The following is a 19,323-nucleotide window of genomic DNA, read 5'->3' as shown; positions in this document are numbered from 1 at the left end:
GTTTTGCTGTTTATTTCGGATAGACGCCGAGCTTTTGCAGGCCTTCCAGCATCTCGGTCTTGTCATAGGCGAAGTAGTCCGCGTCGCTCACCGCCGGACTGGCGGCAATGCCGGCCGAGACCAGGCCGACTTCCTCATTGGAAACCCAGTCGTCATTGTAGCGCAGTCTGGCGCGGGTGATCACCGGCCCCAGCACCTGCGCTGCCACGCGTTGCGCCTTTCCAACCTCGGCTGAAAGAACCTGGCGCATCATGAACAGGGCTGCCTGCTGCATATTGATGATCGAGGCACCGGGGACCGGCGCAACCGCGCTGCCGCCGAGAACAAGCTGATAGCTGCCCGTTTGCGGCAGGCGCCTGATCCAGGCGCGGGCGGTGGCGACATGCGCCGTCGACATATCGACGAAATAGCGCTGCCAGTCGCTTTCGGAAATCTCCCACAGGCTCTTGCCCTGCCACCAGCCGCCGATGGAGGCGATGACATCGGTGACCGGGCCGAACTCGGCGGTAATACGCTCGGCCATCGCCTGCGCACTGTCGAAACCGGTGTAATCGCCGGTCACGAAAGACAGTTTTTCGCTCTCACCGGCCTCAGTCAGCACCTCCCGGAACCGTTTCACCCGGCCTTCCGTGCGCGATGGCACGATGACATGCGCGCCGGTCTTCAGCCATGTGCGGACAATGCCCTCGCCGACATCGCCCGTGCCGCCGGCAATGACGACACGGCGGTCGGAAAGGTCGGGATAGCGTGCCTTTGCAAGATCGATCGTCGCGGTCATCTCAAAGTCCCTCGCGTTTGACATAGTCCGCGACGCTGACCGGCATGATATGCGGATAGCGGTCATTGGCAATTGCCTGCAGCTTGCCCTTACCCGTCAGCAGCGCACGCCAGTACATCAGCGGCAGCCAGTTGAACACATTGGCAGGCTCCGCTTTCCGGCGGTTTGCGATTTCGGCGTCGAGATCGGCGAGCGTTCCCATCTGCTTCACGGTCAGGGTTTTGCCCGACGCATCCTCATAGGTCTTCAGAAGGTCATGAAAATCGAGCGTCTCGCCGGCAACCTCGAAGATGGCCGGAACGGGTTCATCGTCCAGCGCCACCTCGACCGTGAAGCGGGCCGTATCGGCATAGGTGGTGAAATCCATCAGGGCATTGCCATCGCCCCACAGGAATGCGGTGCGCGCGTCAAGATCGAAGGCGCCGAGAAAACCGAACAGAACGATCCGGTCCATGAAAGCGCCGTTCTGGATCTGAACGACTTCGACATCGCCCTTCGCCTTTTCGGCCGCCTTGGCAAAGGCGCGGCGGTCATCCGAATTGATGTTGTCGCCGTCGTCGACGCCGAAGATATTGTAGGAGAAATTGGATGGAATGAACCGGCGCACGCCGACCTTGCGGGCGGCCTCAAGCAGGCGCAGCTGCGCATCGACGATGATGGCGGAACCGCCCTGTATTGCCGAGATCACGGAATATGCGCCCTGGAGCGCGTCTTCCAGACGATCAGCCTGAGCCTCGGAGTCGACTTCAATCTCGACGATCTCCGCGCCTTTTTCGCGCAAGCCCGCGACCTTTGCCGCGCTTTGCGGCCGTACAAGCACGCGCAATTGCACATCCGGCCTGTCCAGAAGCTGATCGGCGATGAGCGAGCCCAGATTGCCGGTTGCGCCAGCGAGCACAACGATCTTGCCTGCTTCGGTCATATTTATCCTCGTCTGTCTGATTTTCGGCAACGCACCGGAAGGAACGGTGAAGCCTTGTTCGTGGTCGGGATACCGGAAAGGCCGCCGCCATGGACGGGCGTTTTCTGGTATATTTTTGTAACTCGGTATATATATGTAGCCACGTATTTCCGCCGCAAGACGGCACAAAAATGATACCGGGGTTACATGCAAGGAACCGACCAACCTGTTATCCGCCATTCCGAGGAATGCCTACGTGTTGCGCGCGTGCTCTCGAGCATCGCCGGCAAATGGAGCGTCCTCATCATCATGCTGCTCAGGGAAAAACCGCTTCGTTTCAGCGAGTTGAAGCGCGGCATCGACGGCATCTCACAGCGGATGCTGACACTGACATTGCGCAATCTCGAACGGGATGGCCTCGTCACGCGCACGGTGACAACGTCGATACCGCCGCGCGTCGACTACGAACTGACCGCACTGGGCCATTCGCTCGCCGAACCGGTGCAGGCGGTCGGCGCATGGGCCTTCCGCCACCTGTCGGAAATCGAAACATCACGGATCCGCTACGACGAAAAGTCGTGACGGCCCCGTTTTTAAAGCTGGAATTTATATGGTTTTGCGCCGGCTGCGCCATGTCAGCCAGCCATTGAGGCAGACCAGCGTCAATATCACCGCAGGCGGAATGACGTGAGCGTATTCACCATTCGACAGCACGGTTATGCCGGCCGCCGCCATGACCACACCGGCAAGTGCGCTTCCGGCGAGCCGGACGACAGGAAGGGCGATGAGAACGGCCGCTGCCCATTCCAGCGTTCCGGTGACATAGGGAAACCAGGCGGGATAGCCCCAGTGCACATATTCCTCGACGGTTGCCGCAGACGCCATCAGGTTGAGCGTTCCGCCAACGGCAAAAAACGCGGTCAACAGCCCTGCAAGAACATGATTCCAGGGAATGTTTTTCATGGCGTTTCTCCTCATGACGCGAGAGTGGTTTGACCGTGTGAGCGGCCAGCGCTTCCGGGCTGATCCACGCTCGCCATTGCCGACCGCCTGTGTTTCTTCATCAGGCAAATTGATGAACGTCATGTAAGTTTTGAAAAACGCATTACAAACATAAAGAGGACACTTGGCCCGCAATCGGCGTCACCGGCGGGGCAACATATTCGCAGAAAAGTCCGCGCTCGCAGGCTTCATCGCAGCTTATAATTCCGGCCGCCGTTGCGCGATCTTGAAGCGGCCGAACCGCTTCAAGATCTTTTGCTGTCCGCGGAATTGTCCGCCTAGGCTTTCAGAAGGCGACCGGCCTGCGGGCCGTCCAGCGCCTCGGGACGACGGCAACGCGTGGACACTTCAACACTGCGCTGATCTTCGGCGGCACGCAGGATCGCGGTGAGGACGTCCACGACATGGAGCGCATATTCGCCGTTGCAGCGGTGTTCGCGACCTTCGACGATGGCCTGCGCCATGTCGGCGAGGCCTGCTGTGCGGTAATCGGCGACCTCGCCCGTCGAGACCGTGCGGTTGGGGGGCCCAAGCGGATGGTCCCAGTGCGGCAGTTCGGCGATGTCGCGCTTTCTGGTCACGACCACCGGACCATCGAAGAAATTCGGGTTGGGAATGTGGATGGTGCCCTCGCTGCCATAAAGCGCCATCGGCGCGAGATTGTGCTGCCAGACATCCCAGCTTGTCACGAGGGTCACCAGCGCGCCGGATTCAAATGTGAGGATCGCCTGCACCGTCGTCGCGACTTCCACCGGAACGGTTTCGCCGGTGCGCGGGCCGGAGCCGATGCGGCGGGAGCTTTCCGGCATTGCGGCCTCGGCGGAGACGCGGACAACAGGGCCGAGAAGCTGGACGAGATTGGCAACGTAATAGGGGCCGAGATCGAGGATCGGCCCGCCGCCCTTGCGGAAGAAGAAATCGGGTGCGGGATGCCATTCCTCCATGCCATGGTTCATCACGAAACAGGTTCCCGACGTGATCGTGCCGATGGCATCGTCATCGATCAGATGCCGGGCAAGCTGATGCGACGCGCCAAGGATCGTGTCGGGCGCGGAACCGACCCGCAAGCCCCGCGCTTCGGCAAGCTGCATCAGGGCCTTGCCCTCATCAACATCCACCACGAACGGCTTTTCGCAATAGACATGCTTGCCCGCCTCAAGCGCCATTTTCGACACCGGGAAATGCGCGGCGGGCGGCGTGAGATTGAGGATGATATCGACATCCGGGTCGGCCAGAAGCGCCTCCGGCGACATCGCCTTTATCCCGAATTCCGCGCCGCGCGCTTCGGCTGCGGCCTCATCCATGTCGGCAACGCCGACAAAGGTGATGTTTTCGAAGGTTTTGGCGCGCGCAAGATAGGCCGCCGAGATATTGCCGCAGCCGATAAGGCCGACGCCGAGAACGGTTTTCATGATCTCTATTCCAGTTTGTTGAACGGGGACGGTGCACGGCCCCGTCAGCTTTACGAAACGCCAACGCCGCTCGCGCGGAGTGGTGATTGGATCCTCGGGACAAGCCCGAGGATGACGTCCGTAAAAAGGATAGGTTTGTCAGCGCACTGACGGAAACGACGCGCGCCCCCGTCATTGCTGCTGGGTTCACGGCCGGGCCGGGCTGAAAATCAGTCCCAGTCCGGGCCGACCTCCGGCACGACAATCCTGAACCCGCGGTCGAGTTCGGCAATGCGGTTCATTTCCGCCTCGCTCAGGGCAATGTTCTGCGCTTCGAAATTGCTCTTCTGGCGCTCGGCGCTGGAGGACGCGGGAATGACGGCAATGCCGCGCTGCATCAGCCAGGCAAGCGAGATCTGCGAGGCCAGCGCATCATGCTCTTCGGCAATTTCCTTCAACACCGGATCGTCGGCAACACGCCCCTGCGCCAGCGGCATGTAGGCCGTCGGCACAATGCCCTTCGACAGGGCAAAATCGACAAGCTTGCTGTTTTGCAGGAAGGGATGGATTTCCACCTGATCGGTATGAATTCGTCCCGGACCGAGAACCGCTTCGGCCTGTTTCAGGCGTGCAATCGGGAAATTGGAAACGCCGATATGGCGCGCCTTGCCCTGATCCTGAAGGCGGCCGAGATCTTCCATATAGCTTTCGAACGGCACATCGGGCTCAATCGACGGCCAGTGGATCAGCACGAGGTCGATGACGTCGACCTGCAGATCCTTCAGGCTGTTTTCGACCGACGGCATGAACTGGGCGCGGTCGAGTTTCTTCTGGGCCACCTTGGTGGTGATGAAGATATCGTCGCGGTCGATGCCGCTTCTGCGCACCGCCTCGCCGACCATCGGTTCGGAGCCGTAGCTTTGCGCCGTGTCGATGTGGCGATAGCCGATTTCGAGCGCGGAGACGATGGCGCGGATGCCGTCTTCTTCGAGGCGTCCATAGGTTCCAAGGCCCATCATCGGGATTTTGTCAGGCATGGTATCTCCTTCAGCCCTTGGTTCCGCCGGCCGTCAGACCGCCGACAAAGAGCTTCTGCATGGCAAGGAAAAGAATGGCGATCGGCACCGTCATGATGACGGAGGCGGCCATGACGGCCCCCCAGTCGGTATTGAATTCGGTGGTGAATTCCGACAGGCCGATCGGCAGCGTCTTGGTTGAGGAGTCGATGGCGAAACACAGCGCGAAGATGAATTCGTTCCATGTGGTCACGAAGGCATAGACGATCACCGCGACAACGCCGGGAAGCGACAGCGGCAGCGTGATGCGCAACAGCGCGCCGAGCCTTGAAGCGCCGTCGACAATGGCCGCCTCTTCCAGCTCAACCGGAATGCCGCGGAAATAGGAGATCAGCATGAACACGCTGAGCGGCAGGGTCAGGATGAGATAGGCGAGGATCAGGCCGAGATAGGTGTTGAGCAGGTTCAGCCAGTTGAGCACGACATAAAGCGGCACGATGATCGCCGCCGTCGGCAGAAGCTGGCCGACGATGATCAGCGAGATCGCCAGCGACTTGCCCCTGAACTTGAAGCGGGCAAAGCCATAGGAGGCGAGAATGGCAAGCGCCAGCGCGATTGCCGTCGAACCGGCCGAGATGATCAGCGAGTTCAGGAAGTAGCGCGGCACGTTGGATTCGAACAGGACCTTTGCGTAATTGGCCCAGCTCGGCGCTTCGGGAATCCATGTCGGCGGAACGGTATAAAGCTCGCTCAGTTTCTTGAAGGATGAGATCAGCATCCAGAGAAACGGAAACATCGTAACGACGACGACGACGGCGACAGCGGGATAAAGCGGCCATTTGGCCCGGGTACGGGAAGCCATCACCTTACTCCTTTTCTGCGAATACGGTTACGTAGAGGACCATCAGCACGCCGGTAATGCCCAGGAACATCACCGAAAGGGCGGCAGCCTGGTTGAACTGGAAGAACTGGAACGCCTGACGGAAGATCTGGATCGGCAGGATGATACTGCGGTTGGCAGGCCCGCCACCGGTCATCGCGTAGATGATGGTGATGGCATTCAGCCCCCAGATGGCCAGGAGCAACGAAAGCGAACTCAGCACCGGCTTCAGATAGGGCAGCGTCACGTAGAGGATTTCGTGGTGCAGCTTGGCGCCGTCGATGCGGGCGGCCTCATAGACATCCTGCGGAATGGCCTGCAGGCCCGCCAGAACCATGATGGCGACGAAGGGGAACATCTTCCACACATTGACGGTGACCAGCGCCGGCATGACGGTGTTCGGGTTGGTCAGCCAGCCGATCGGCTGATCGATCACGCCGGCGCCCTGCGCCATGTAGTTGATGATGCCGAATTCGGTGTGGAACATCCATGCCCAGGTGGTGGCGGCAACAATGCCGGGAATGACCCACGGCACGACGATCATCGCACGCAGCGCGCTGCGGCCCCAGAAGGGCGCGTTGAGCAGGATGCCGACCGCCGTGCCCAGAATGATCTGGAAGACGATCGAGAAGAACACGTAGACGAAGGTGTTGCGGAGCGTGATGCCGGTCAGGCGCTGATCCAGCATGGTCCGGAAGGTCTCCAGACCGACATAATTGCCCGCAGGATCTGTGACGGAAAGGACGACTGTGTAGACCAGCGGATAAAACACCAGCAGGGCAAGCACGAATAGTGCCGGAAACACGAACAGCGGTCCGGTGAAGCGGGAACTGACACGCATGGCATTCCTCTTGAAAACAGCGGAGAGGCCGGGCCGCAGCACATGGGCGCGGCCCGGCCGGAAAAGTTGTTATTTCAGAAGACCGTCGATCTGCTGGGTCGTATCCGTCAGAACCTCCTGAACATCGGCGCCGCCGAGCAGGATTTCCTGGATGGAGTCAAAGTACATCTGCGTGATCTGCACCCAGTTGTTCACCGGCGGCTGCGGACGCGCATACTGCAGCATTTCGCGGAACTTCTCGTATTCGGGAAGCTGAAACTGCTCCATTTGCATGGCCGTTTCGCGGGCCGGGAAGTTGTCATGGGTGTAGAAGCCCATGTTTTCCGGCTCCAGCAGATAGGCGAGGAAGGTTTCGGCGTCTTCCTTGTTCTTTGCCGCTTCCGGGATCACGAAGTTCCAGCCGCCGAGGATAACCGCGGTTTCCTTGCCTTCCGGGTGCGGGATCAGCGCGGTGCCGACATCGATATCCGGGTTTTCCTGACCGATCGAGCCGAGGTCGAACTGGCCCGACTGATACATGGCAATGGTGCCGGCGATGAACAGGCGGCGCAGCGCCGTGCCGTCGTTTTCGAGCGTGGAGGGCGGCGCGGAGCCGTCAGCCAGGAAGCTCGTATAGAAGTCGACGGCTTCCACCGATTCCGGCGTATCGAGAATGCTCGACTGCAGGTCTTCAGCAAGAACGCCGCCGCCATTCATCCACAGGAAGGGAAGCGAACGGAAGATCGTGTTGGAGACCTCGCCGCCACCGGCAATACCGATGCCATAGTGACCGTTATTGGTCAGTGCGGCAGCGGTTTCCGTCAGCTCGGCCCAGGTTTCCGGGAAGTCTTCCGGATCGAGACCGGCTTCGCGGAACATGTCCTTGTTGTAGATCATCGCATGCGCTTCGGCGCGGAACGGAATGCCGTAAAGGCCGCCGTCGACTTCGGCCGTCTGCAGGGCTGCCGGCAGGAAGTCATCGAGATCGATCTCGTTTTCGGCAATGAAATCGTCGAGCTGGGCCAGCCCGCCGGTGGTCGCGAACGGCACGGTCCAGCCGTTGGCAACATCGATGAGGTCAGGCGTATTGCCGGACTGCAGGGCCACGAGAACGCGGTTCTGCAGGCCGTTGGGCACGACGCGTTCGACCCGGACCGAGATATCGGGGTTCTGTTCTTCGAACTTCTGCGCCAGCGCTTCGGCGCGATCGGCACCGAATTCAGGCGCCCACCATGTAATTTCGCCGGCAAAGGCCGGGGCCTGCATCAGGAACAGCGGCACGGCCGCGGTCAGTGCGAGTTTGGATTTAAGTCTCATGGTCTTCCTCCCAAGTAAGAAGTGTTGTGGTTCAGGACATTTGCGGGTCGTTGACCCGCGGCGCTGTCCTGACGAGGGCGTTCATGTAGCCCACGGCATGCGCCATCCCGACATGCCAGGGGGCAGGACAGGAAATTTCAGGAATGTGATCGGGAACGAGCACGCCGTCATAGCCTTCGGCATGAAGGATACGAGCGATTTCGGCCATATCGGTGTCACCGTCATCGATGAAGGCTTCCGCGTAGCGGGGAACCTTGCCCTTGACGTTGCGGAAATGCACATAGGCAATCCGCCCCGTGCGGGCGTAGTGACGCGTGGTTTCGTAGACATCGCCCGGCATTTCCATCAGCGAGCCGATGCAGAACTGCATGGCATTGGAGGGGCTGTCGACGATCTGCAGCAGCCGGTCGTATTTTTCGTGGCGGTTGACGAGACGGGCGGTCCCGCGCAGGCTGTCGGCCGGCGGATCGTCGGGATGCGCGGCAAGCACCACGCCCGCTTCTTCGGCCACCGGCACCAGTTCCTTCAGGAACCATTCGAGGCGCTGCCACAATTCTTCTTCGCTGCAGGTCACCGGGTCAGGCCCGCGACCTTCACGCACACGCATGTTCCAGACGATACCGTCGGGGATCGGCCGGTCGTGATCGAAGCGCGACATGTCGAATGTCGTTGCCATCGCGCCGCCACGGGCGATCGGCTGCCTCTGCCAGCCCCACACACCGGCCAGTGAAAAATTGTAGCCGATGACGGGGATGCCGGCCCGCCCGCAATCGCGGACGAGCTTTTTCAGACCATCCATCTGCGCTGCCCGTTCGGGGCCGTTCAGGAGGATGTCGGACCAGAAGGACGGCGAGAAGTTTTCCAGCGCGGCAACGCCAAGGCCGTTGTCGGCCAGCATCTTCACCGCACCGGAAAGCGTTTCATAGTCCCAGAGCACGGCGTCGCGGTCTTCGGAGAGAGGCGGACCTGCTTCGCCGGCCAGCCAGCCCGATGGGTCGGCTTTGTGGCCGTAGCGCACGAGATGGATGACAGCATCCCGGACACCGAGCTGGGCGGCAAAGCGCGCGCCGGCCGGTGAAAGGCTTTCTCCGAAAAGTGTCAGTCCTACCCGCATTTCGTGCTCCCAATCGAGATTGCCAAACCTTTGCCTCTCCCGGTTTCGCATCTCTTTCAAAAAGTCCATATTTGGAACTTATTGTTCTTTATATGAAACTAAATCGTCATAACGCATCGAGTCAAGACCTTTGTCCTGAATGCGACGCCGGTTGCGCGAATTATCGCCTACTTGGCGGCCATCGCCTTGATGGCAGCGAACTGCATGCTGTCCGGCATCATCTGCATGACCTCGATACGGTTGCCGTCGGGATCATCGACCCAGCACTGGCGGTTTCCGTCGCGGCCGGTCACAACCGGTTTGGCGAGCGGAACATTCATCTCTGCAAAGCGCTTTGCAGCCGCGTCGATATCGCCGGTTTCAACGCAGAAATGGTTGAGACCCGTGGCGTTTGGCCCGGGAACCGGGTTGCCTTCGCCTTCCGGGAAGAGCTCGAGATAGACTGTGTCGGTCACCTTCAGGTAGACCAGCCAGACGCGGCCGTCGTCCTGATTCAGGCGGAACATTTCGGGAAAACCGAAAACCGTCTGGTAGAATTCAAGCGACTTTTCGATGTCCGTGCAACGAATGGCCACGTGAGCGATTCCGGTGAAAACCATTGCGTTTACTCCTCTGCAATGTGGGTTGTACCCAAGGTTTGTGCGCCCGACCGATGGACAAGCGCCGAAAATCCCGATACCCAAAAGAAAAAGTTCATATTTGGGATCATTCTATGAAAACGAGGTCTGATGCGCCGGGGGTGGCAGCCGAGGGGTATGGTGCAGCCGCGGAAAAAAACCGCATTCCCGCAATCGATCGCATGATGGATGTTCTGTCCTATCTTGAGCGAAAGCCCGGCGGCGCATCGATGCGCGAGCTTGTGGAAGTGCTGCACCTGCCGCGCACCACGGTCTACCGCCTGCTGAATTCGCTTCATGCCTACGGTATTGTCCGGCACTTGCCGGATGGCAGCTACGTGCTCGGCACGCGGCTGATTTCGCTGGCCGCCCGCGTCCTGCCGAGCGCCGCCGATATCGATATCGTGCTGCTGGCCACCCCGCATATGGAGCGGCTTTCGGAGACCACGGGGGAGGGCTGCAAACTCTCCGTTCTCAACGAGGACGGCGTTGTGGTGATTGCCGCCAGCCCCGGTTCGCGCGGTCATGCGCTTGCCGGCGTGCCGGGACAACGCCTGCCGCTGCATGCGGGCGCGGCAAGCAAGGTCCTGCTCGCCAGCCTCACCAAATCGGAGCTGGACACCATCCTTCCCGAGACGCTGGCGCGCTACACGCCGCGCACCATCACCTCGGTAAAGAGCCTGCGCGCCGAACTGACCCGCATCCGCCGTCAGGGCTGGGCCTGGGACGAAGGCGAGTTTTCCACCGGCGTGAACGCCTTTGCCGCGCCGGTGCCCGACCGCAACGGCAAGACGATTGCCGCCCTCAGCCTGCCCTATCTCGCGGGCGAAACCGATGGCAGCCGTCTCGATATGCTGCGCGCCGCCACGATTTCCAGCGCCGGCGCCATCGCAGCGGACCTGCCGGCAGCGCCCAAGCGCAGTTCGACGGGCTGGAACGGCTGATCTCATTTGAAGAAATCCGCATCGTCGTCATTCAGATAGCGTTCGGCGGCTTCGGGAATCAGATCGACGCCGAGGCCCGGTGCGGTCAAAACGTCGACAAACCCGTCCTTCACGATCGTTTCGGGCAGTCCGGTAACGATCTCCGCCCACCATTCGGGAACGGCGATCGGATATTCAAACGCGATGAAATTGGCCGGCAGCGTCGCGCTGACCTGGATGAGCGCGGCAAGGCCGATCAACCCGTTGGCCGTGCCGTGCGGCGCCATCATGATTCCGTGCAGATCGGCGTATTCGGCAATCCATTTCAGCTCGGCAAGACCGCCGACATCGGCCGGGTCGGGGCCGATCACATCGACAGCGCGCGCTTCGATCAGCGGCTTGTAATTGTTTCTGAGATAGATCTGCTCGCCGGTATGGATCGGTGACGAGGTCGCCGTGGTCAGGTCACGATAAAGATCGGTGTCCGACCAGGGCGTGTAATCGCCCGAAATCAGGTCCTCGAGCCAGAGCAGATCGAGATGCTCCACGCCGCGGGCAAACCGCAGCGCATCGGAAAACATCCAGCCCGGACCGCAATCGAGCGCAATACCGACGGTTTCCCCGGCGACTTCCTTCATCGCCTCGACGCAATCGATCGTATGGCGCAGCCCCTTCTCGGTGATCTTGCCGCGCTCGAGAATACCGTGCGGTCCGGCACCCGCATGCTCACCATAATGATAGCCCGGAACCACCTCCTTCATCGCGCAATGGAAGGCGATCGGCTGCTTGATCATGGTGAAGCCTTCCGGCAGCGCCATCATCTTGCGCATGTCGTCGGCATAGTCTTCCGGCCGGTAGCCGTTCAGCGGAAAGCGGATGCCGCCATTATAGACGCGCAGCTTGTCGCGGACCTTGCCACCAAGCAGCTTGTGAACCGGCAGGTTCGCGGCCTTGCCGGCAATATCCCACAGCGCCATCTCGATCACGCTGACGGCGCTGCCGAAGGGCTTGTTGCCGCCCCGCTGACGGATGCGCAGCATGACGCGCTCCACATCCGTCGGGTCGGCACCGAGAATGGCTTCGCGAAGTTGCAGTATCTGCGGCTTGAGAAACGGTTTGTAGAATTCGGCCTGGCCGATCCCGTAAATCCCCTCATTGGTTGAGATACGGACAACCGGGTGGTTGCCGATGACCGCGCATTTAAGGTCCGTGATTTTCATTGGGCGCTCCTGCTTCCCTGCCCGTCGCTGTGATCGCGACTCTTCGCTATTGACTTTGACTGAATTTTCCTCTCTTTTCAATCCATATTCGGAACCTATTTGGTCCAAATATGAAACTATGGGAGGGCATCCATGTCCGATAAACTCAAATGGGGTGTCTTGAGCACAGCCGGAATCGGTATGCGCAAGGTCATTCCCGGTATGAAGAAATCCGAGCTGGTCACGGTTCAGGCGATTGCCTCGCGCGACGCGGCAAAAGCGGCGGCGGCGGCTGAAAAACTTCAGATTCCGGTATCTTACGGCAGTTATGAAGAATTGCTGGCCGATCCGGAAATCGACGCGATCTACAATCCGCTACCGGTCAACATGCATGTCGACTGGTCGATTCGCGCCATGGAAGCCGGCAAGCATGTGCTGTGCGAAAAGCCGATTGCGATGAGCGCCGAAGAGGCCGCGCGTCTGATTGACGCACGTGAGCGCACCGGCAAACAGGTTCTGGAAGCCGTCATGGTGCGCCAGCATCCGCAATGGCTGCGCGTCGCCGAGATCATCCGTTCCGGCGAAATCGGCGAGGTCTGCCTGATGCAGACGACGATGAGTTTCTTCAACGACGACCCCAACAATATCCGCAACATCGCCGAAGTCGGCGGCGGGGCGCTCTATGATGTCGGCTGTTATGCCCTCTTCCTGTCGCGATTTGTCTTCAATGCCGAACCGCTGCAGGTCGTCTCCATGAGCGATATCGACCCGAACATGCACACCGACCGGCTGATGAGCGGGATCATCGACTTCGGCAACGGTCGGCAGCTTTCCTTTGCCTGCGGCACGCAGCTGGCGCGTTTCCAGACAGTCCAGATCATCGGCCGCAAGGGCCGTATCGAGGTGCCGGTTTCGCTCAATGCCCCGCAGGGCGAGGAAGTGACGATCACGATCGATGCCGACGGCACCAACGATCCGGCGCAGATGCGCCATGAAGTGATCGCGGCTTCGGATCAGTACACGCTTCAGGCCGATCTGGCCGCCCGCGTTTTCCGTGGCGAGACACCCGCCGAATATCCGATCGAAAACGCCGTCAACAACATGGCGGCAATCGACGCACTTTACCGCTCTGCCAAGAGCCATACCTGGGAAAAGGTCGCTTCCATATGATCATCGATCCATCCGTCACGCCGCCTGCCGATATCACCCGCCCGCCGAAAAAGCTTGTCGACGGCCTGGCCCAAATCGGCACAGCCTCCATCAGCGGAGAACTCAGCCGGCTGGGCATCCGCGATCCGCAACTGACCGGCCTGACGCCGATGGCCCATGGCCAGTGCATGGCCGGCCCGGCGCTGACATTGCAGTTTCTGCCCAAGCGCGAAGACCTTGCCCCCGGCGAGGAATATGAAGAGCCGGAAAAGCAGATCCACCGCCATGTGCTCTATCTGGTGCAGGAAGGCGATGTCGTCGTCGTCGATGCCCGCGGCGACATGCATTCCGGCATTTTCGGCGAAATGATGATGACCTATTTCAAGGGTCGCAAGGGCGCAGGCCTCGTGGTTGACGGCTGCCTGCGCGACACGCCGAAAATTGCCGACCTCGGGGTCAATATCTGGTCGCGCGGACGGACCCCCAATTTCCACACCCAGACCGGCCTGATGCCCTATGCCGTCAATGTGCCCGTTGCCTGTGGCGGCACCACGGTGCTGCCGGGCGATATCGTCGTTGCCGACGATGATGGCGCGGTGGTCGTTCCGATCAAGCTTGCCGAACAGATCCTCGAAATGGGCAATGAACATGCCGACTGGGAGGATTTCGCCCGTCTCAGGCTGAGCCAGGGTGCCGATCTTCGCAAATACTACCCGATTTCCAAGGAAGTCGAGGCCGAATACCGCGCATGGCGCGAAAAGAACCCGCTCTGAACAAACCCGCCGTGGAGGAGTAACATGGCTAATATCAGTCTCAAGAACGTCAAGAAGTCCTTTGGCTCGGTCGAAGTGATTCACGACGTCAGCCTCGATGTCAGGGATGGCGAATTCCTGGCGCTGGTCGGTCCTTCGGGCTGCGGCAAATCCACATTGCTGCGCATGCTGGCCGGCCTTGAGGAGGTGACGGCAGGCGAAATCCAGATCGGTGCAAAAACCGTCAACGATCTTTCGCCGCGCGAACGCAATATCGCGATGGTGTTCCAGTCCTATGCGCTCTATCCGCATATGACCGTGCGTCAGAACATGAGCTTCAATCTGCGTTTGTCCGGCACGCCAAAGGCCCAGCAGAACGAGCGCGTGGATGAAGCCGCCCGCATGCTGGGGCTGGAAAACCTGCTGGACCGCAAGCCAGCCAACCTTTCCGGCGGCCAGCGCCAGCGCGTTGCCATGGGCCGCGCCGTGGTGCGCAATCCCGAGGTGTTCCTTTTCGACGAACCGCTGTCGAACCTCGATGCCAAGCTGCGCGTTCAGATGCGTGCCGAAATCAAGGCGCTGCATCAGAAGGTCCGCACCACCTCGGTCTACGTCACGCATGACCAGATCGAGGCCATGACCCTTGCCGACCGCATTGTCGTGCTCAATGGCGGCATCATCGAACAGGTCGGACGGCCGCTCGACCTCTATCGCGAGCCGGCAAACCTGTTCGTCGCAGGCTTTATCGGTTCACCGGCGATGAATTTCATCGACGCCGAAATCGCGAAGAAGGGTGAAACCGTCGTCGGCCATTGTGTCGATGGCAACGACATCGTGCTGCCGGCGTCTTATGCCGACAAGGCCGGCCTGGACGTGACCCTCGGCTTCCGGCCGGAAGATTTTGCCCTGGGCGACGGCAGCTTTGCCGGGTCCGTGACCATGATCGAGCCGACGGGCGCGCAGACACTGGTTTCGGTTTCCACCGGAAAGACGGCCCAGCCATTCCTTGCCGTGGTCGATGCGGCCAGCGAATATGCGGTGGATCAGACGATCCAGGCGCATGTCCCGCCGGAAAAGGTCCATGTCTTCGACCGCAAATCAGGGAGGCGCCTGTGAGCGAACGGCTCGATCATATCGCCCGCCTGGAAGAGGAGCGCCGCACGCTCGTTCTGCCTGCATTCAATGCGGATGTCGCCTGGACGATCGGAAATCACATCCGGGCGCGCGCCTCCGCCGAGAATTACCCGATTGCCATCGAGGTTTCAGGCATCGGCGGGCGGCTGTTCTTCGCCGCGATGCCGGGCGCAAGCCCGGATAACGCGGAGTGGATCAGGCGCAAGCGCAACGTTGTTGAACGGTTCTGGGAAAGCTCGCTTCTGGTGACGCTCAGATGTGACGAGCGCGGCCGCAAGATCCCCGAACAGTTCAAGCTGAGCGAAGCCGATTTCGTGCATTCCGGCGGCGGCGTCGCCATCAGAACCGCCGACAGCGGCTTCGTCGGCTGCGTCACCGTCTCCGGCCTCACCCAGTATCAGGATCATCAACTGGGCGCCGAGGCGCTTCGCGCACTGCTTGACTAGACCATCGGGCGATTGACGAGCATCGTCCGACGGTCCGTTTTTACCCCCGGCGCGTCGGGTAACGAAAAGCCGGTAAAGGCTTTTTCGCCCGACGCTTCGGGACGATAGTGGCGGCACCGGGGCGCTTACCGTGCCGCTTAGAGCACCGGCGTCGGCAAGGGTTTGCCGTCAAACTGGGCCACAAGGTTGTCGAACACCAGCTTGCCCATCGCCTTGCGGGTTTCATAGGTCCCCGAGGCGTGATGGGGCTGCAGCAGGACATTGTCGAGCGCCAGAAACCGCGGATTGATATTCGGTTCGCCATCGAAAACATCAAGCGCTGCCGAGCCGAGCTTTCCGCCCTCAAGCGCATCGAGCAGCGCTTCCTCATCGATATTCGACGCGCGTGAAATGTTGACCAGCATGCCTTCCGGTCCCAGCGCCTCGATCACGGATTTGTCGACGATATGGCGCGTTGCGGCGGATGCCGCCAGCGTGACAAACAGGAAATCGACATTTTCCGCCAGCTTTTCGGCCGTCTCGACATATGTCCAGTCGGCGGCGAAATCCTTCGGCGCCACGTCGCTGTAGGCAATATCCATGTCGAAACCGGAAAGCCTGCGGGCAACTTCGTAGCCGATGCGGCCGAGACCGAGCACACCGGCGCGCTTGCCGTGAATGCGGTGCATCAGCGGATAAAGCCCCTTTTCTGCCCAGTTGCCGCTTTTCACCCATGCCTCGGCACCGACGACGCCGCGCGACAGGCAGAGCATCATCGCAACACCGAGATCGGCGACATCCTTGGTCAGCACATCCGGCGTGTTGGTAACGCGGATACCGCGTTCGCGGGCGACATCAAGGTCAACGGCATCATAGCCGACGCCGTAGACGCTGATGATCTCAAGGGCGGGAAGGGCTTCGATCAGCGCCCGGTCAGCACCCAGTTCGCCGCGGGTGGCAATGCCGCGGATATTGGCCGCATGCTCCTTGACGAAGGCCTGCTTGTCTTCGGCCTCGTAATAGCGCCGCATGGTGAATTGCGCATTGAGCCTTTCGTCGTCCCAGCTCTGATAGGCGCCGATCTGAAGGATTTCGACTTTGGACATGGGTGTTTTCCTTTGATTATATGTTATCGATATCATAAACGCCGGAAGCAAAGGCCGCCTGCCGAAAAGCGGACGGCCCTTGTCTTCAGGACAGATTGTTGCGGTCGAGAAGTTCGACGAACAAGGCGGAATGATCGAGATCGGCGCCGTCGAGGCGCTCGACAAGATCTGCAAACCGGTCACGCTGAAGCGTGGTCAGCGGCAGTGAAATGCCCATCTCCCGGCATTCCGCCAGGACATTTTCCAGATCCTTGAGCTGGAAGGCAGAGCGTCCGCCGGGCGTGAAATCGCTGTTTTGCATGCGCGCACCATGCTGCTGCAAGATAACGGAATCGGCAAAGCCACCCTGCAGGACGGCACGGAACCGGGCCGGATCGACGCCGCCTTCGCGCACCAGCAGCGTTGCCTCCGCCACGGCACCGATGGTGATGGCGACAATCGCCTGATTGGAAAGCTTTGCCAGTTGGCCGCTTCCCGAAGGCCCGAGCAGGATGGCCCGCCCCATGGCCTCGAAAACCGGCAATAGCGGCGAAAACACCGCGTCTTCGCCGCCCGCCATGATGGCCAAACTGCCGGCTTCCGCACCCTTCGTTCCGCCACTGACCGGCGCATCGATATGGTGGATGCCCATTTCAGCCAGCCTGCGGCTGTGCTCACGCGCTTCGGCAGGCTTGATCGAACTCATGTCGATCACCGTCGCGCCGGCTTGCATGTTGCGCGCGACGCCCTGCCCGAACAGCAGGTCGTCAACGGCGGAGCCATCGGAAACCATGGTGATGACAACATCGGCCTGCGCAACAGCGCCGGCGGGTGTCGTCGCCACTGTGGCGCCGGCTTCCGACAGGGCATCCGTCTTGCCGGGGCTCCTGTTCCAGACGGTGACCGGAAAGCCCGCCTTGATCAGGTTAAGCGCCATCGGTGCGCCCATGAGCCCGGTTCCCAGAAATGCTATTTTCATAATATCCTCAGCCGCGTGATTCTCAGACTGTTCAACATGACCTGCGCCCTGTCCGCCGGTCAAAGCCATTCCGATATGACCACCCGAAAACGATGTTGCGGAAACAGTGGTAACAAAGACCTATGATATCGATAACAGATATGTTATAAACGTCAAGACAAAGCCTTCTCAAACCTGGGAAATCGGGGCTACGGTTCCGGCATCTTCTGGGGGCGAAGGCTATGCTTCATTGACAGCTGGCCGCCCCCTGACCAGAAGATCAGGCGGCGCGCACAGCCGCAGGCCCATGGTTCAGCAGCAGGGGACCGTTTACGGAAATTCGGTTTGGCAAAAGACAAAGTGAAAAACGGCCAGAAAAACGTCGCGCGGCCGCAAAGCGCCCCAACCATGGCGGACGTCGCCAGGCTGGCGGGTGTTTCGACGATGACGGTTTCAAGGGCACTCAAGAAAGACGGCCACGTCTCCCGCGAGACGCGAAAGCGCATCCTCGAAGCGGTTGATGAGCTCGGCTATGTTCTCGATCAGTCGGCGGGCTCGCTGTCGTCGCGCAAGACCGGGTTCGTCGCCGCCCTCGTCCCCTCCCTCAACAATTCGAACTTCTCCGAAACGGCACGCGGCATTACCGAAACGCTGGAAGGAACGGGACTGCAACTGCTGCTCGGCTATACCGACTATTCGCCGGACAAGGAAGAACAGCTGATCCAGTCCATGCTTCAGCGCCGCCCCGAGGGCATTATCCTGACCGGCGGTGCGCATACGCTGAGCGCCCGGCGCATGCTGGTCAATTCCGCAATACCGGTGATCGAGACCTGGGAAATTCCCGAGGAACCGATCGACAGCGTCGTTGGATTTTCCAACAGCGCGGTGATGCGCGACATGGTCAAGGCGCTGGCAGCCAAGGGATACCGGAAATTCGGCTATATCGGCGGCACCAGCACGCGCGACACCCGCGGCAATATGCGCAAGATCGGTTTTCTGAATGCCATCAAGGAACTGGATCTGGAACCCGGACGGCTGATTTCCTTCGGCGTGCCCCCCATTTCGATCGAGCAGGGCGCCCAGGCGATTGTCTCGATGCTCGAGCGCTGGCCGGATACCGAGGCGGTTCTGTGCGTCTCCGACCTCTCTGCCTTCGGCGCGCTGATGGAATGCCAGCGGCGCAATATCCGGGTCCCCGAAGATATCGCGATTGCCGGATTTGGCGATTACGAGATTTCCGCCTTCTGCCATCCGCGCATTTCCACGGTGAATGTCGGTTGCCACGATATCGGTCGCCTTGCGGCCGAAAAACTGCTGCGCGAGATTGCCGGTGACGAAGCCGGCAATGACGAACTGATCCTGACGCCCTATAAGGTGTTGTTGCGCGAAAGCACGTGACCGTTCATCACTCACGAAAGGAAAGCGAATTGTCCCACACCCGCCCAGCCGTCGCCCTCAGCCACAGCGGCGTCATGACCGCCCTAGCCGCAGCTGTTGCCAAGGCAGAAGAAATCGAGGTTCCGCAGAATGTCGTGATCGTTGATCAGAGCGGTGAAACGCTGACCGTTTTCCGCATGGACGGCGCCAAGTTCACCTCGATGAAAACGGCGCGGGCCAAGGCCGTAACCGCAGCCTCGATCAATGGGCCGACCGGGCAGATGGCGCCGGACTTTGCGATAACGGCGGCCATCGCCACCGAAGGCGACGTCATCAATCTCAAGGGCGGCCTTCCGATCCGCTTTGACGGCCTGCTGGCCGGCGGCATCGGCATCGGCTCGGGCACCGGCGATCAGGACATCATCGTCGCCCGGGCAGCACTTGCCGCAATTGGCGCCGACCCGGTCTGAATATCCGACGCAAGG

At 60.5% G+C, this 19,323-nt stretch carries 21 protein-coding genes; 8 read left to right on the top strand and 13 right to left on the bottom strand.

The window, feature by feature from the left end; all coding sequences use genetic code 11:
* Positions 1 to 10: 10 nt before the first annotated feature.
* Together ABID12_RS01015 and ABID12_RS01010 are read right to left on the bottom strand one after the other, a co-directional pair.
* Positions 11 to 778 (bottom strand): SDR family NAD(P)-dependent oxidoreductase, encoded by a 768-nt coding sequence (locus ABID12_RS01015; RefSeq protein ID WP_354432737.1) that lies wholly within the window; start codon positions 776 to 778, stop codon positions 11 to 13.
* Between the two features lies 1 nt (position 779).
* Positions 780 to 1,700 carry an NmrA family NAD(P)-binding protein gene (locus tag ABID12_RS01010; RefSeq protein WP_354432736.1) on the bottom strand — a complete coding sequence of 307 codons (921 nt, stop codon included), beginning with the start codon at positions 1,698 to 1,700 and terminating at the stop codon, positions 780 to 782.
* Between the two features lie 186 nt (positions 1,701 to 1,886).
* Here ABID12_RS01010 and ABID12_RS01005 point away from each other — a divergent pair, with 186 nt between their 5' ends.
* A complete protein-coding gene (locus ABID12_RS01005; RefSeq protein ID WP_106306855.1) occupies positions 1,887 to 2,261 on the top strand; it encodes a winged helix-turn-helix transcriptional regulator in 375 nt (124 codons plus the stop codon).
* Between the two features lie 24 nt (positions 2,262 to 2,285).
* Here ABID12_RS01005 and ABID12_RS01000 read toward each other — a convergent pair whose 3' ends face one another.
* The 8 genes from ABID12_RS01000 to ABID12_RS00965 all read right to left on the bottom strand — a co-directional run bounded on the left by ABID12_RS01000 (position 2,286) and on the right by ABID12_RS00965 (position 9,818).
* A complete protein-coding gene (locus ABID12_RS01000; protein ID WP_354432735.1) occupies positions 2,286 to 2,642 on the bottom strand; it encodes a DoxX family protein in 357 nt (118 codons plus the stop codon).
* 317 nt (positions 2,643 to 2,959) lie between these two features.
* Positions 2,960 to 4,093, bottom strand: a complete 1,134-nt coding sequence (locus tag ABID12_RS00995; protein ID WP_354432734.1) for a Gfo/Idh/MocA family protein — start codon at positions 4,091 to 4,093, stop codon at positions 2,960 to 2,962.
* Positions 4,094 to 4,302: 209 nt separating this feature from the next.
* Positions 4,303 to 5,109 carry an aldo/keto reductase gene (locus ABID12_RS00990; RefSeq protein ID WP_354432733.1) on the bottom strand — a complete coding sequence of 269 codons (807 nt, stop codon included), beginning with the start codon at positions 5,107 to 5,109 and terminating at the stop codon, positions 4,303 to 4,305.
* 10 nt (positions 5,110 to 5,119) lie between these two features.
* A complete protein-coding gene (locus tag ABID12_RS00985) occupies positions 5,120 to 5,950 on the bottom strand; it encodes a carbohydrate ABC transporter permease (RefSeq protein ID WP_106306843.1) in 831 nt (276 codons plus the stop codon).
* Between the two features lie 4 nt (positions 5,951 to 5,954).
* Positions 5,955 to 6,809, bottom strand: coding sequence for a carbohydrate ABC transporter permease (locus ABID12_RS00980; RefSeq protein WP_354432732.1), 855 nt, complete (start codon positions 6,807 to 6,809; stop codon positions 5,955 to 5,957).
* A gap of 69 nt (positions 6,810 to 6,878) precedes the next feature.
* Positions 6,879 to 8,105 (bottom strand): ABC transporter substrate-binding protein, encoded by a 1,227-nt coding sequence (locus ABID12_RS00975; RefSeq protein ID WP_106306841.1) that lies wholly within the window; start codon positions 8,103 to 8,105, stop codon positions 6,879 to 6,881.
* A 31-nt stretch (positions 8,106 to 8,136) separates the two neighbouring features.
* On the bottom strand, positions 8,137 to 9,219 hold the full coding sequence (locus ABID12_RS00970; protein WP_354432731.1) for a mannonate dehydratase: 1,083 nt from the start codon (positions 9,217 to 9,219) through the stop codon (positions 8,137 to 8,139).
* Positions 9,220 to 9,386: 167 nt separating this feature from the next.
* Positions 9,387 to 9,818 carry a VOC family protein gene (locus ABID12_RS00965; protein ID WP_319518305.1) on the bottom strand — a complete coding sequence of 144 codons (432 nt, stop codon included), beginning with the start codon at positions 9,816 to 9,818 and terminating at the stop codon, positions 9,387 to 9,389.
* Between the two features lie 113 nt (positions 9,819 to 9,931).
* On the opposite strand from ABID12_RS00965, the gene ABID12_RS00960 reads away from it, so the two are divergent.
* Positions 9,932 to 10,780: an IclR family transcriptional regulator gene (locus tag ABID12_RS00960; protein ID WP_106306832.1), complete on the top strand. Its 849-nt coding sequence runs from the start codon at positions 9,932 to 9,934 to the stop codon at positions 10,778 to 10,780.
* Positions 10,781 to 10,782: 2 nt separating this feature from the next.
* Here the strand turns inward: ABID12_RS00960 and ABID12_RS00955 are convergent, their stop codons facing one another.
* Positions 10,783 to 11,979 carry a mandelate racemase/muconate lactonizing enzyme family protein gene (locus ABID12_RS00955; RefSeq protein WP_354432730.1) on the bottom strand — a complete coding sequence of 399 codons (1,197 nt, stop codon included), beginning with the start codon at positions 11,977 to 11,979 and terminating at the stop codon, positions 10,783 to 10,785.
* A 132-nt stretch (positions 11,980 to 12,111) separates the two neighbouring features.
* Between ABID12_RS00955 and ABID12_RS00950 the strand changes: the two genes are divergently transcribed.
* From ABID12_RS00950 to ABID12_RS00935, 4 genes are read left to right on the top strand one after another with little or no spacing between them, the layout of a single operon-like run.
* Positions 12,112 to 13,128: a Gfo/Idh/MocA family protein gene (locus ABID12_RS00950; RefSeq protein WP_354432729.1), complete on the top strand. Its 1,017-nt coding sequence runs from the start codon at positions 12,112 to 12,114 to the stop codon at positions 13,126 to 13,128.
* The gene (locus ABID12_RS00945) at positions 13,125 to 13,880 is read left to right on the top strand and encodes a ribonuclease activity regulator RraA (RefSeq protein WP_106306823.1); all 756 of its coding nucleotides are present in this window, start codon (positions 13,125 to 13,127) and stop codon (positions 13,878 to 13,880) included. Before ABID12_RS00950 ends, ABID12_RS00945 begins: the two co-directional genes overlap by 4 nt.
* Before the next feature lie 24 nt (positions 13,881 to 13,904).
* Positions 13,905 to 14,975: an ABC transporter ATP-binding protein gene (locus tag ABID12_RS00940; RefSeq protein ID WP_354432728.1), complete on the top strand. Its 1,071-nt coding sequence runs from the start codon at positions 13,905 to 13,907 to the stop codon at positions 14,973 to 14,975.
* A complete protein-coding gene (locus ABID12_RS00935; protein ID WP_354432727.1) occupies positions 14,972 to 15,439 on the top strand; it encodes a heme-degrading domain-containing protein in 468 nt (155 codons plus the stop codon). Before ABID12_RS00940 ends, ABID12_RS00935 begins: the two co-directional genes overlap by 4 nt.
* 137 nt (positions 15,440 to 15,576) lie before the next feature.
* Here ABID12_RS00935 and ABID12_RS00930 read toward each other — a convergent pair whose 3' ends face one another.
* Complete coding sequence (locus ABID12_RS00930; protein WP_354432726.1) at positions 15,577 to 16,524, bottom strand: 2-hydroxyacid dehydrogenase; 948 nt, start codon at positions 16,522 to 16,524, stop codon at positions 15,577 to 15,579.
* Positions 16,525 to 16,609: 85 nt separating this feature from the next.
* The gene (locus ABID12_RS00925; RefSeq protein WP_354432725.1) at positions 16,610 to 17,482 is read right to left on the bottom strand and encodes an NAD(P)-dependent oxidoreductase; all 873 of its coding nucleotides are present in this window, start codon (positions 17,480 to 17,482) and stop codon (positions 16,610 to 16,612) included.
* 387 nt (positions 17,483 to 17,869) lie between these two features.
* On the opposite strand from ABID12_RS00925, the gene ABID12_RS00920 reads away from it, so the two are divergent.
* Both ABID12_RS00920 and ABID12_RS00915 read left to right on the top strand, forming a co-directional pair.
* Complete coding sequence (locus ABID12_RS00920; protein WP_319519762.1) at positions 17,870 to 18,859, top strand: LacI family DNA-binding transcriptional regulator; 990 nt, start codon at positions 17,870 to 17,872, stop codon at positions 18,857 to 18,859.
* 29 nt (positions 18,860 to 18,888) lie between these two features.
* On the top strand, positions 18,889 to 19,308 hold the full coding sequence (locus tag ABID12_RS00915) for a GlcG/HbpS family heme-binding protein (RefSeq protein ID WP_354432724.1): 420 nt from the start codon (positions 18,889 to 18,891) through the stop codon (positions 19,306 to 19,308).
* Positions 19,309 to 19,323 lie beyond the last annotated feature (15 nt).

This window comes from Martelella mangrovi (genome assembly GCF_040545495.1).
Lineage (GTDB): Bacteria > Pseudomonadota > Alphaproteobacteria > Rhizobiales > Rhizobiaceae > Martelella > Martelella mangrovi.
Note: the sequence above shows the minus strand (reverse complement) of the source record. Positions and strands in the feature narration are given on the sequence as shown.